Genomic DNA, 13,371 nt, shown 5'->3' on the forward strand with positions numbered 1-13,371 from the left:
TAAAAATATCACAACACATAAAGGAGTATGTATATGCGCTATGTTGATCCCAATCAATCTGGTTCAAAAATCCATTTTAAAGACCAATATGAAAACTTTATTGGTGGACAGTGGGTTGCCCCTGTTAAAGGAGTCTACTTCGACAATATTTCTCCTGTCGATGGCAAAAGTTTTACTCGTATTCCTCGCTCCAGTGCCGAAGACATTGAACTGGCACTGGATGCCGCCCATAAAGCCAAGCAAGAATGGAATAAATCCTCTCCAACCACACGATCAAATTTATTACTAAAAATTGCTGACCGTATGGAAGCCAATTTGGAGATGTTGGCGGTTGCTGAAACTTGGGATAATGGTAAACCTGTCCGTGAAACACTGGCGGCAGATATCCCATTAGCCATTGACCATTTCCGTTATTTTGCAGGCTGTATTCGCGCACAGGAAGGTGGTATCTCCGAAATTGATGAAGACACCATTGCCTATCATTTTCATGAACCACTCGGCGTGGTTGGACAAATCATCCCGTGGAACTTCCCGATCTTGATGGCGGCATGGAAATTGGCACCGGCATTGGCTGCGGGGAACTGTGTGGTGATCAAACCTGCGGAGCAAACCCCTGTTGGTATTTTATTGGTGGCGGAACTGATACAGGATCTCCTACCAGCAGGTGTCCTCAATATCGTCAATGGTTATGGTGCCGAAGTTGGTCGACCTCTAGCCACCAGTCCACGCATTGCCAAAATTGCTTTTACTGGTTCAACCCAAGTTGGGCAACTGATTATGCAATATGCCACTGAAAACATTATCCCTGTGACGTTGGAGCTCGGCGGAAAATCACCGAATGTATTCTTTGCCGATGTGATGGATCATGATGATGATTTCCTCGATAAAACCCTTGAAGGTTTTGCCATGTTTGCACTGAATCAAGGTGAAGTCTGCACCTGCCCATCTCGTGCTTTGATTCAAGAAAGTATCGCCGATCAGTTTATGGAAAAAGCCATCGAACGGGTCAAGCGAATTAAGCTTGGACATCCACTCGATACCGACACCATGGTCGGTGCCCAAGCCTCCTTGGAACAGCAAGAAAAAATTCTGCGTTGTATCGATACAGGCCGACAGGAAGGTGCTGAGGTGCTATTGGGTGGGCATGTTCGCCAAGAGGTCGGCAATGGTTACTACATCGAACCGACCATCTTTAAAGGTCATAACCAGATGCAAGTATTTCAGGAAGAAATCTTTGGACCTGTACTATCAGTCACCACATTTAAGGACTTTGATGAAGCCATTCGGATCGCCAATGACACCATGTATGGTTTAGGCGCTGGGGTCTGGTCACGTTCAACCCATACTGCCTATCGTGCAGGTCGTGCCATTGAGGCCGGTCGAGTTTGGACCAATTGTTATCACATCTACCCTGCCCATGCTGCATTTGGAGGCTATAAAAAGTCGGGCGTAGGCCGTGAAAACCACAAAATGATGCTCGATCACTATCAACAAACCAAAAACTTGTTGGTGAGTTATTCAACCAAAGCCATGGGCTTTTTCTAGGCGATCCAAATCGGTTTACTGACCTGTATACGCCTTATGTTTAAAGGTTTATACGGGTTTAAACCGCCAGATGCTAGTTTATAAAAAACCTCTATTTTTCACTCAAACTGAATCACCAAAGCAAATAAAAATTAAATTTTGGCACAAGGTGTGCAACATCGGCATTGCTTTTGCATCTTGCTGATGAGACCCATACACGGAGCTTTGTATGAACAATCAAGAACCTATTTCTGCACTTTCAGCATCTGCAACCTCTTCTGAAGATTATTTTGCCCAAAGAAAACTCAAGCAAGGTGCCGTGGGCTGGTTATTACTGATCGGCTTAGGGGTCGCCTATGTCATTTCAGGTGATTTCGCTGGCTGGAATTTTGGTATCGCTCAAGGGGGTTGGGGTGGCATGTTTGTTGCCACCGCAGTCGTTGCCGTGATGTATCTCTGCCTATGTCTGGCCATGTCCGAAATGGCAACCATGCTGCCAACAGCGGGTGGCGGCTATAGCTTTGCCCGTATCGCATTTGGCCCACTCGGTGGCTATTTAACAGGTACCGCGATTCTGATTGAATACGCGATTGCGCCTGCCGCCATTGCGGTCTTTATTGGGGCCTATTGTGAATCTCTATTCGGTATTGGTGGTTGGCAAGTTTATTTAGCTTGTTATCTGATTTTTATGGCTATCCACCTGAAAGGTGCTGGTGAAGCACTTAAGATTATGTTTGCCATCACCTTGGTTGCAGCGATTGCATTGGCTGTTTTTATCGTTGCGATGTTGCCTCATTTTAATTCGCAGAATCTGTTTGATATTGCTGCCGAGCAACAATTTGGCGCAAGCAGCTTTTTACCCTATGGCTATTTAGGCATTTGGGCAGCGGTTCCCTATGCAATTTGGTTTTTCTTGGCGGTTGAAGGTGTACCCTTAGCTGCTGAAGAAGCCAAAGACCCTGCCAAATCACTGCCACGCGGATTGATTGGTGCGATGTTAATTTTAACCGCCTTTGCCCTACTGATTCTATTTTTAGGCGCAGGTGCAGCCGGCGCCAGTACCTTACAACACTCCAGTGCACCTTTGGTCGATGCCCTTGTCAAAGTCTATGGTCAAGGTACTTGGTTAGCTAACTTTGTTAATTTTGTCGGTCTTGCGGGGCTCATTGCCAGTTTCTTTTCAATTATCTATGCCTATTCGCGTCAAATTTTCGCCCTATCTCGTGCCGGCTATTTACCTACATCGCTGTCATTAACCAACAAAAATCACGCCCCTTATTTAGCCATTATTATTCCTGGCATCATTGGATTTTTCTTGTCTTTAAGCAAAGAAGGCGATTTGCTTATTTTAATTGCAGTCTTCGGTGCAACCATTTCTTATGTCTTGATGATGCTCTCACATATTAAACTGCGGGTATCTCGGCCCTTAATGCACCGTCCCTATAAAACACCTGGCGGTATGTTCACTTCAAGTATTGCCTTGATTCTAGCTGCCATCGCAGTTGTCGCAGGTTTTCTCGTTAACCCTAAAGTGTGGTGTATTGCAGCAGGTATTTATATGGTCTTTATTGCCTATTTTATCTTTTATAGCCGCCATCAACTCATCCAAGGAACGCCAGAAGAAGAGTTTGCCCAGATCACCGCAGATGAAAAGCAATAATCAGGAAGATTAAGGAGAAGCGCATGCGTTACCGTCAAATCGTCGCCCAGCAACACTATCAGTTTGCTGATCTTAAAACCTTGCTGGCAAAAGCCACCCCTTTACGTTCTGGCGATCAACTGGCAGGGATTGCTGCACAGGATGCAACTGAACGAGTTGCAGCACAAATCACGCTGGCAGATGTGCCTTTAAAAAACTTTTTAAATGAAACCGTGGTGGACTACGAAAGCGATGAAATTACCCGTCTGATTATTGATGAACATCGTGCTGATCTGTTTGCACCGATTGCACATTTTACAGTGGGTGATTTCCGCAACTGGTTACTGAGTGAAGATGCAACTACAGACAAACTACAACAACTTGCAGCAGGTCTCACACCTGAAATGGTTGCCGCTGTCAGTAAAATTATGCGCAATCAAGACTTGATTTATGTTGCAAGCAAATGTGAAGTGGTGACCAAGTTCCGTAATACTATTGGCTTGAAGGGACATTTATCCACCCGACTGCAACCCAACCATCCGACCGATGATGTACTGGGCATTTCCGCCAGTATTTTGGATGGTTTAATGTATGGCAATGGTGATGCGGTGATCGGGATTAATCCTGCAACCGATAATCTGCATAATTTATCTGAACTGTTAAAACTGATCGATCACGTCATTCAGGAATATCAAATTCCGACCCAGTCTTGTGTTCTGACCCATATCAGTTCAGGCATTCAACTGGCAGAAAAAAATGTTCCAATTGACCTGATGTTTCAATCCATCGCAGGTACACAGAAAGCCAATGAGGGTTTTGGTATTTCTCTTGCCATGCTACAAGAAGGTTATGAAGCGACGCTGGCTTTAAACAGAGGTACGCTCGGCAACAATGTGATGTACTTTGAAACAGGCCAAGGCAGTGCCCTGTCCAGCAATGCACACCACGGCGTAGATCAACAAACCATTGAAGCGCGTGCCTATGCCGTGGCGCGCAAATACAATCCTTTATTGGTGAATACCGTGGTTGGTTTTATTGGCCCTGAATATCTGTATGACGGCAAACAAATTATCCGAGCCGGTCTGGAAGATCATTTCTGCGGCAAACTGCTCGGTCTGCCGATGGGCTGTGATATTTGCTATACCAATCATGCTGATGCCGACCAAAACGATATGGATGTGCTGCTGACCCTATTTGGTACGGCGGGAATTAATTTTATTATGGGCATTCCGGGTTCAGACGATGTGATGCTGAATTATCAAACCACCTCTTTTCATGATGCACTATACCTCAGACAACTGCTTGGGCTAAAGCCTGCCCCTGAGTTTGCATCTTGGTTAGAACAGCAAGGTATTTTAAAACAGCAACAACAACATATTCATTGGGCAGAACAGATGCCTGCTCAATTCTCCAAGTTACTGATGCATTGAGGAGAATCAAATGAAACTTTCCAAAGACATTCAATTTCCTGCACAGGCGCATCAAGACCCGTGGGAAACCCTAAAACAGTTTACCGATGCCCGTATTGCCATTGGGCGTGCAGGTTGCAGTATCCCAACCCGCGCTTTACTGGATTTCCAACTCAGCCATGCTCAGGCCAAAGATGCGGTTTTTCAGTGCTTAAATGTTGAATTTCTGACTGAGCAATTACAGCAATTGGGGCTCAATCCCATCCATGTGCAAAGTCAGGCAGAACATAAAGAACTGTATTTAAAACGACCTGATTTAGGACGTTTACTTTCAACCGATTCGATGCAACAACTTCAGCAGATGCAACAAGATCAGCAGAGTTATGATGTCTGTATCGTGATTGGTGATGGTTTATCGGCCCGTGCCATTGAAGAAAATGCACTGCCTTTTATACAGGCACTAATCCAACCTTTTGCAGAACAACAATGGTCTTTAGCACCCGTTGTGATTGCCACAGGCAGTCGTGTTGCTTTAGGTGATGAAGTCGCTGAAATTTTTCAGGCAGGTATGCTGATTATGCTGATTGGTGAGCGTCCCGGTCTCAGTTCGCCTGATAGCATGGGACTCTATTACACCTTGGATGCATTCAGTGGCTGTCTGGATTCACAACGCAACTGTATTTCAAATATTCGTCCCGCAGGATTAAGTATTCCGATTGCTACTCAACGCTTATTGGCTTTAATGCATAACTCCAAACGACTGGGCTTATCTGGTGTCGATTTAAAGGATGAACATGTGGTTCCAACTATTGAAGAACATCATCAACGCAGATTGCTTTTTTAACTGAGCAATTGGACAGCCCTATTTTCCAGCGCTGTCCAAAAAGCATAAGGTCAACACATCGGTCTTAAAAATGATTTAAGATACAACATAATTTTTATTCATTGGTACTCGGTCATGCCCCTCGCTTCTCATCTAAAAACCGTTTACGCCATTCAGCATCTTGCTTTTGAAGACCTTGGTTCATTAGAAGATATTTTTTATCAGTTGGGTTTTCGCGTCCGTTATTTTGAAGCGGGTGTCGATGATCTGAGTCCTGCACTTAATTATGAAGGCTTAACCGTAATTCTTGGCGGTCCAATCGGCGTCTATGAAACCGAGGACTATCCATTTTTAGTAGATGAAATTGCAGGTTTAAAACAACGTTTAAAAGCCAACAAACCCACCATTGGCATTTGTTTGGGTGCACAGCTGATTGCACATGCGCTGGGGGCAAAAGTCTATGCTGGACATCAAAAAGAGATTGGTTGGAGCAAATTAGATATTAAAGTGCTTGAGACGAATCCCTTAGCCGCATTAGAAAATGTCGAAGTGCTGCATTGGCATGGTGATACTTTTGATTTACCTGAAAATAGTACCTTATTGGCAAGTTCGGCGATCTATCCAAATCAAGCTTTTTCTGTTGGTAATAATATCTTGGCCTTGCAGTTTCATCTTGAAATCGCTGAAGAAAATTTTGAAAAATGGCTCATTGGCCATACCTGTGAAATACGTCATGCGGGTTTATCCATTCCTCAATTACGCCAAGATAATCAGGCTTATGCAGCACAATTAGAGCAGCAGTGCCGATTGGTCATTCAAACGTTCTTAGACAATCTGAATGTTTAAAACTTCATTCTTTCAGATTCTCAATAAAAAAGCCCAATTTTAAAATTGGGCTTTTTTTCAATCTAAATCCAACTCTCCAAACACTCAGTGAGGAGAATTTACTTCACACTTACTTCTTGTCGGCTTTAAAACTGTCTTTCAGATCCAGAATACGGTTGAACACTGGCTTGTCAGCTTGATGATCATATTGATCCGCAACAAAATAACCTTCACGTTCAAACTGGAAACGATCTTCAGGTTTTGCTTGGGCTAAAGCAGGTTCAATCACCGCTTGTACCACTTGCAGCGAGTCTGGATTTAAATGTACCAAGAAATCATCATCTGCATCTGGTGCAGCTTCGTTAAACAGACGATCGTAAATACGAACTTCCGCAGGTACACCTTTGCTCGCAGAGACCCAATGAACAACTCCTTTCACTTTACGACCTTCAGGGTTTTTACCCAAAGTTTCAGGATCAATCGAACATTTAAGTTCGATCACTTCACCATTAGCATCTTTAATCACTTCATCGCACTTGATCACATAAGCATGGCGTAAACGCACTTCACCCTCAGGAATCAAACGTTTGAAACCTTTTGGTGGTACTTCTTCAAAATCTTTACGATCAATATAAAGTTCACGCGTTAACGGAATGATACGTTCGCCCATATCCACGTTTGGATGACGCGCATGCGTGAGGTCCAATTCTTCAGGTAAATTGGTCAAGGTTACTTTCAATGGATTGAGTACTGCCATGCCACGTGCTGCAGTATTTTCCAAAGACTGGCGAATACAGAATTCGAGCATTGCCACATCGACAATACCATCCGTTTTAGAAACACCAACACGCTTACAGAAATCACGCAGACCTTCAGCGGTAAAACCACGACGACGCATTCCCACAACCGTTGGCATACGTGGATCATCCCAGCCCTGTACATAATTGCCTTCAACCAATTTACGCAATTTACGTTTAGAGGTAATGGTGTAATCGATATTTAAACGTGAAGATTCATACTGACGTGGTACAGCTTGTGAATGAACCTTCTCTACAATCCAGTCATAGAATGGACGGTGATCTTGGAATTCTAAAGTACAGAGTGAATGGGTAATGCCTTCGATTGCATCAGACAATGGATGAGCATAGTCATACATTGGATACATTTTCCATTTATCACCCGTTTGGTGATGCTCTGAATGTAATACACGATAAAGAATCGGATCACGCATATGCACGTTCGGGCTAGCCATATCAATTTTGGCACGAAGTACAGCACCACCCTCTTGAATCTCACCATTACGCATTTGTTCAAAACGCGCAAGATTTTCTGCAACAGTCGCATCACGATAAGGTGAGTTTTTACCAGGTTCGACGAAATTACCACGGTTCAGCTTGATTTCTTCTGGGGTTTGCAAATCAACATAAGCATCCCCTTGTTCAATCAATTGAACAGCCCATGTATAAAGTTGATCGAAATAACCTGATGCATAACGAGGCTCACCATTCCAGTTAAAACCTAACCATTTCACATCATTGGCAATACCATCGACATATTCTTGCTCTTCGGCATCTGGATTCGTGTCATCGAAGCGTAAATTACATAAACCTTCGAATTCTTCAGCGATACCAAAGTTCAAACAAATCGCTTTCACGTGACCAATATGTAGATAACCATTTGGCTCAGGTGGGAAACGTGTCACCACTTTCTGGGTACGACCTTCTTTAAGATCATCGGTAATCACTTGACGAACAAAGTCTAAGCCTGCCTGTTGTTCTTGCTGCGCGGCATCGACAGAGGCATGGGTATTCGGCGTCGGGGTCTTTGGCAGTTCAGAAACAACATCATTTGGCTTCATAGGGTGTAAATCACTTCTTACAGTTAAAAATGGGAAATAAAAACGCAATCTTTGCTATTTATGAAAGATTTTAACGTTTTTTACTTGCCTTGTAGTTTACAGTTTGCTTATGCTTCTCTCAACCAAAAACCCATGGTCAATTTGCCCATGTTTAGGAGATTAATGTAATGAGTTTTCCTCAAGTCGAATTAAACACCAACAAAGGTCGTATTGTTCTTGAGCTTAACGCTGAAAAAGCACCAAAAACGGTTGCAAATTTCTTAGAATATGTACGTGACGGTTTCTATGACGGCGTAATTTTCCACCGCGTGATTGATGGTTTTATGATCCAAGGCGGTGGCATGGACGAAAACTTCAAAGAAAAAGCAACACGTGATTCAATCGAAAACGAAGCTGATAACGGCTTAAGCAACGATGAAGGCACAATTGCAATGGCGCGTACTCAAGCTCCGCACTCTGCATCTGCTCAATTCTTTATCAACGTTAAAAACAACTCTTTCTTGAACCACACTGGTAAAACAGCTCAAGGTTGGGGTTATGCAGTATTTGGTAAAGTTGTTGAAGGCCTTGATATTGTAGAAGCAATCAAAGGTGTGCGTACAGGTAACCGTGGTTATCACGCAGACGTTCCTTTAGAGAACGTTGTCATCGAATCTGCTAAAATTATCTCTGAATAAAAATCTCCCCTAACCCCTCTTTTAAAAAGAGGGGGAACTCCTCCCTTTGTAAAGGGAGGTTGGGAGGGATTATAAAATAGGATATAAGTGTGACCTACCTGTTTATCTCAGATTTACACTTGTCACCTGATCACCCTCGACTCGTTCGAGGGTTTTTGGCTTTATTGCAACAATATCAAGATAAAAATACCCAACTCTATATTCTAGGTGATTGGTTTAATGCTTGGATTGGGGATGATTACACCGCGCCTTGGTTAGATGAAATTGTCAGTGCGTTACTACGATTTACTACAGCTAATAACCAAGTGTATTTCCAAGTAGGCAATCGTGATTTCGCCTTAGGTCAAAAATTCCTCAATCAATTTAACGGCATTCTATTGCCAGACGTTTATACCTTAAATATTCAACAGTATACATTCCGACTGGAACATGGAGATGCACTCTGTACTGATGATGTTGCCTACCAACGTTTTCGCAAAGTGATTCGTAACCCCATTTTATTGGGGCTAATAAAACGTACTCCCCTCAGCTTTAGACAAAAACTGGCCAATGGTTTCCGTAAAAAAAGTAGCGAAACCAAGCAGCTGAAAAGTTATGACATCATGGATGTCAATACTCAAGCCGTAGAGTCTGTGATCGAACACGTTGATTATTTAATTCACGGTCATACCCATCGTCCAGAGATTCACCATGTCCTCAACAAACAACGTATTGTTTTGGGAGATTGGCGAACAGATTCAGCTTGGATTTTAGAGCTCAACGAGCAAGAAAATTATCAATTAGATTTTAAACAGTGGTTCTATTGATCATATAAATCATCAATCACTGTCTTGATTTTCTACTTACATTTTTTAGCTGAAGAATAGAACAGCTTTGATTCTTACTTTTCTATAAAAACTTTACCGAATATGTATAGCTGTAGATTTTTTCTAATGGAAGTTGATCTAGTTTTGTATTTTAGAAAATTATAGTCGCTCTAATCCACTCATATACGACTTAAATCTATATAGAAATCACATTTAGCTACTTTTAGTGAAAGTTAGATCAAGTAAAATAAATTAAATTTTAAAATCGAGTGAATGACGGATGGATACTTTAGCTACAGCAAAAACACGTTACGCCACAAAAGCTTATGATGCAGAGAAAAAAATTCCTCATGCACAATTTGAGAAATTGTTAGAAATTTTACGCTTCAGCCCTTCTTCGGTAAATATTCAACCTTGGCACTTCTTGGTTGCTGAATCTGATCAAGCAAAGCAGCGTATCGCATCGGCATTGACAGGCAATTATGTGTATAACGCGGCCAAAGTTCTAAATTCTTCACACACCTTAGTATTTTGCACGCGTACCGATATTTCTGCTGAATATCTAGAGCAATTATTACAGCAAGATGATGCCAGTGGTCGCTTTAAAGATGAAACTGCCAAACAAGGACAACGTGCCACACGTTCTGGTTATGTTGAATTCTATCGCAATGAACTTAAAAATCTTCCTGCATGGATGGAAAACCAGACTTACCTTGCACTTGGACAACTGCTTTTTGCTGCGGGTCTAGAAGGAATCGACGCAACGCCTATGGAAGGATTTGATAGAGAACTCATTAATAAAGAATTTGGTTTGACTGAAAAAGGCTTAAAAGCCTCTGTAATTGTTGCACTCGGTTATCGCAGTGACAGTGATTTCAATGCCAAACTGCCAAAATCACGACTGCCAGATGAAGTGGTTTTTACTCGTCTATAACAGCATTGATTGAATCAACGCCCTAATAATGACCAATTACACCTTATTATTAGGGCTTAACATTACGCATTCGTATTGATTTGAGATTGACTTAAAACAGTCTGATCTAATTCTTCAAAGAATACCTTTAGATCATCAGCCTGAATAAAATCTGCTTTAAACAGCATTGATGTCTGAACATCATCAATCCCACAATAGGCAAAAATACCTTCTACGATTTGTTTATGAATCGCTTGTGTATAACCATGCCGATCGTATCCAGATTGCGTTCCTGTTGCAGTCCCTATCAATTTGACTGGAATATTTTTTAGAGTACCTAATAGATTCCCCTGTTCATCGTATTTATAGGCCCAGTCCTGACTAAATACACGTTCAAACCAGCCCTTTAAGAAAGCAGGAACTGACCACCAATACACAGGAAAAATAAAATAGACAACATCTGCACGATCAAAGCGCGCTTGTTCAAATTGAACATCGGCATCCAAAGCTTGACGACCACGATAAGCTTCAATATCAGAAAGCGTCATCACAGCTTGAAAACCTTCCTTATATAAATCAGCAATTTCTACTGAAATTCCCTTTTCTGTTAAATCACGAGAAATATGCTGTGCAATCTGATGAGAAAGTGATTGTGTATCTGGATGTGTTATGACAATCAAAGCATGCTGGAGTTTATTTGAATTAGACATAGATCAATTCCGAATAAATGATTCACACAAGTTACCAATAGTAACTTATACTGTCAACTCAGTTCTTGATGCCTGTATTTAGGTCGCTGAATAATCTTGTAAAATAACTAAAAGTGAATTTTCCATCACCTGCTGTGCAGTCAGTGCATCAATTTGATTTTTACTTGCTGCTGTCGATACCGTTTCAATCAGACCCATGATCGCGATCACGATCGCCTCACCCTCTTTTCCATCCAATTGAATAAATGGGCGCATGCTTTGTTTAAAAATTTCTGTGAATTTTTGCTGACATTGCTGAAAATAGTTTTGCAAGATATCACTACCAGACAAAGCAGCAATCACCAATCCAACCTCTGGACCCATTGAAATAAAACAACTTAAATAGGCTTTGCAAAAAATATGAATAGTTTGCTGTAAGGTTTTTGCTTCGGCAGCTAAAGACCGATTAAGCTCTGCAGTCTGTTTATCATCAAACTCTTGATAAATCGAAATCAGTAAACCTTCACGGTCGATAAAGTGTCGGTATGTAATTGGCTTAGTAATACCAGCTTGCTCTGCTAAATATCCCAGAGTTAGGGCTTCTACACCCTGAGTTCGAATAATTAAACGGGCCACCTGCAACAATTGTTGTCTGCGCTCTTCTTTACTCAGTCTCTTACCAGTCATAATTTTACTTCCATCAAATTTAACCAAATCGCTTTACATCATTGCTTTGGCTAAACACAGGACGGCAACCACACCACAGATCAATCCAATCCAGGTGTAGGCTTTTAAGCGTTCTTTAAATAATACAACACCACTGAATACACCTAGTACCACGACAAGGATATTCATGCCAGCAAAGACAATAGCAGGCGTTTCTTTAAAAATCATATGTGCTTTGACATATAAAGCGATATTGGCAAAATTCAGTACGCCTAGAAACAAACCTGTAAAAATATTTTTAGGTTGCCAGTTTGGTTGAGTGATTGCGATATAAGCAATGGATAAAATAAAGGCCGCAATAAAGGTTAAATTCAGTGTGACTGCAAACTGTAAACCTAAACTACTACTATATTTAAGTAATATATCTACAGCAGCATAACCGGCCCATACGCTAAACAAAAACAAGGCTGATTTTAAATTCATGCCTTTAGTTGCCTGTTCTGTGGCCTGTCCGATAATAATCGCTAAAATCGCAATGACGCCCAACACGACACCAATTAATTTTAATTGGCTAAATTGCTCCCCAAAAATAAAATAGGCAGCTAATAATGACAGTATGACTGCAAGCCGCTGAGCAATTTCCGTTTTCAGGATGCCTGCAAATTGCAAAGACTTTGCCAAGCATAAAAATATGCTGGGTAATAACACGGCTAAAATAAGAATGAACCACCAAGGCGTATGATTCAAAGAGATATGCGTAATATCGGTTTTAAACCAATAAAAACATAAAAGGCTTGCGCTCAAATAATTCCACGCAATCATTTGAAAAACATCAAATCCTTTTGCCTTTAAGTATTTCAGCAAAATTGAGACCAATACACTACAACATGCCGCAGCAACAATCATTTCCATAGTATTTATTCTAGCTTTCTAATAGACAAAAAAATGCCAGTCTAGCGTGAGACTGGCATTTTCTTAAAGATCATCAATCAATTAACGATTGTTTTCGTCTTCTTGACCATCTTCAAATTTAGTTTCGCCATCGAAGCCACCTTGATGACCGAAGCCACCTTGACCACCGAAGCCGCCTTGACCACCGAAGCCACCTTGACCACCGAAGCCGCCGCCTTGACCGCCGAAGCCACCTTGACCACCGAAGCCACCACCTTGACCGCCGAAGCCACCTTGACCGCCGAAGCCGCCACCTTGACCACCGAAGCCACCAGCAGCACCTTGACCACCGAAGCCACCAGTAGCGCCTTGTGCAGGGAAGCCACCAGCAGTACCTTGAGCACCAGCAGGACGTGGGTTACGCGCAGGAACAACTGTAGAAATCGCGTGTTTATAAACCATTTGACTTACAGTGTTTTTCAACAAAACAACATATTGGTCAAATGACTCAATATGACCCTGCAATTTGATACCGTTTACAAGGAAAATAGAAACTGGAATACGTTCTTTACGGAGAGAATTTAAGAACGGATCTTGTAAAGTTTGACCTTTAGACATTTTTAACTCCAAAAAATTTTTAAATCAGCGCAA

At 41.9% G+C, this 13,371-nt stretch carries 13 protein-coding genes; 8 read left to right on the forward strand and 5 right to left on the reverse strand.

What is annotated here, in order from left to right; genetic code table 11:
- Positions 1-33 precede the first annotated feature (33 nt).
- The 5 genes from A7P55_RS02425 (at position 34) to A7P55_RS02445 (ending at position 6,241) form a co-directional block, all read left to right on the forward strand.
- Positions 34-1,545 (forward strand): aldehyde dehydrogenase family protein, encoded by a 1,512-nt coding sequence (locus A7P55_RS02425; protein ID WP_171550995.1) that lies wholly within the window; start codon positions 34-36, stop codon positions 1,543-1,545.
- A 208-nt stretch (positions 1,546-1,753) separates the two neighbouring features.
- Complete coding sequence (eat, locus tag A7P55_RS02430; protein ID WP_171550996.1) at positions 1,754-3,184, forward strand: ethanolamine permease; 1,431 nt, start codon at positions 1,754-1,756, stop codon at positions 3,182-3,184.
- A gap of 23 nt (positions 3,185-3,207) precedes the next feature.
- The gene (locus tag A7P55_RS02435; protein ID WP_171550997.1) at positions 3,208-4,593 is read left to right on the forward strand and encodes an ethanolamine ammonia-lyase subunit EutB; all 1,386 of its coding nucleotides are present in this window, start codon (positions 3,208-3,210) and stop codon (positions 4,591-4,593) included.
- 10 nt (positions 4,594-4,603) lie between these two features.
- Positions 4,604-5,416 (forward strand): ethanolamine ammonia-lyase subunit EutC, encoded by an 813-nt coding sequence (gene eutC / locus A7P55_RS02440; protein WP_171550998.1) that lies wholly within the window; start codon positions 4,604-4,606, stop codon positions 5,414-5,416.
- A 114-nt stretch (positions 5,417-5,530) separates the two neighbouring features.
- A complete protein-coding gene (locus A7P55_RS02445) occupies positions 5,531-6,241 on the forward strand; it encodes a glutamine amidotransferase (RefSeq protein ID WP_171550999.1) in 711 nt (236 codons plus the stop codon).
- A gap of 109 nt (positions 6,242-6,350) precedes the next feature.
- On the opposite strand, the gene A7P55_RS02450 is transcribed toward A7P55_RS02445, so the two are convergent.
- Positions 6,351-8,078 (reverse strand): glutamine--tRNA ligase/YqeY domain fusion protein, encoded by a 1,728-nt coding sequence (locus A7P55_RS02450; RefSeq protein WP_171551000.1) that lies wholly within the window; start codon positions 8,076-8,078, stop codon positions 6,351-6,353.
- A 167-nt stretch (positions 8,079-8,245) separates the two neighbouring features.
- Between A7P55_RS02450 and A7P55_RS02455 the strand changes: the two genes are divergently transcribed.
- The 3 genes from A7P55_RS02455 (at position 8,246) to nfsB (ending at position 10,495) form a co-directional block, all read left to right on the forward strand.
- Positions 8,246-8,755, forward strand: a complete 510-nt coding sequence (locus A7P55_RS02455; protein ID WP_004661403.1) for a peptidylprolyl isomerase — start codon at positions 8,246-8,248, stop codon at positions 8,753-8,755.
- 89 nt (positions 8,756-8,844) lie between these two features.
- Positions 8,845-9,561: a UDP-2,3-diacylglucosamine diphosphatase gene (locus tag A7P55_RS02460; protein ID WP_171551001.1), complete on the forward strand. Its 717-nt coding sequence runs from the start codon at positions 8,845-8,847 to the stop codon at positions 9,559-9,561.
- A 280-nt stretch (positions 9,562-9,841) separates the two neighbouring features.
- Complete coding sequence (nfsB, locus tag A7P55_RS02465) at positions 9,842-10,495, forward strand: oxygen-insensitive NAD(P)H nitroreductase (RefSeq protein ID WP_171551002.1); 654 nt, start codon at positions 9,842-9,844, stop codon at positions 10,493-10,495.
- Between the two features lie 62 nt (positions 10,496-10,557).
- On the opposite strand, the gene A7P55_RS02470 is transcribed toward nfsB, so the two are convergent.
- From A7P55_RS02470 to hfq, 4 genes are all read right to left on the reverse strand, one after another.
- Positions 10,558-11,184, reverse strand: a complete 627-nt coding sequence (locus A7P55_RS02470; protein WP_171551003.1) for an NAD(P)H-dependent oxidoreductase — start codon at positions 11,182-11,184, stop codon at positions 10,558-10,560.
- A 78-nt stretch (positions 11,185-11,262) separates the two neighbouring features.
- Entirely contained in the window at positions 11,263-11,850 is a 588-nt protein-coding gene (locus A7P55_RS02475; RefSeq protein ID WP_171551004.1) for a TetR/AcrR family transcriptional regulator, read from the reverse strand.
- A 33-nt stretch (positions 11,851-11,883) separates the two neighbouring features.
- On the reverse strand, positions 11,884-12,741 hold the full coding sequence (locus tag A7P55_RS02480) for a DMT family transporter (protein WP_171551005.1): 858 nt from the start codon (positions 12,739-12,741) through the stop codon (positions 11,884-11,886).
- Between the two features lie 81 nt (positions 12,742-12,822).
- A complete protein-coding gene (gene hfq, locus A7P55_RS02485) occupies positions 12,823-13,338 on the reverse strand; it encodes an RNA chaperone Hfq (protein WP_004806048.1) in 516 nt (171 codons plus the stop codon).
- Positions 13,339-13,371 lie beyond the last annotated feature (33 nt).

This window comes from Acinetobacter sp. Ac_5812, assembly GCF_013072695.1.
Taxonomy (GTDB): domain Bacteria; phylum Pseudomonadota; class Gammaproteobacteria; order Pseudomonadales; family Moraxellaceae; genus Acinetobacter.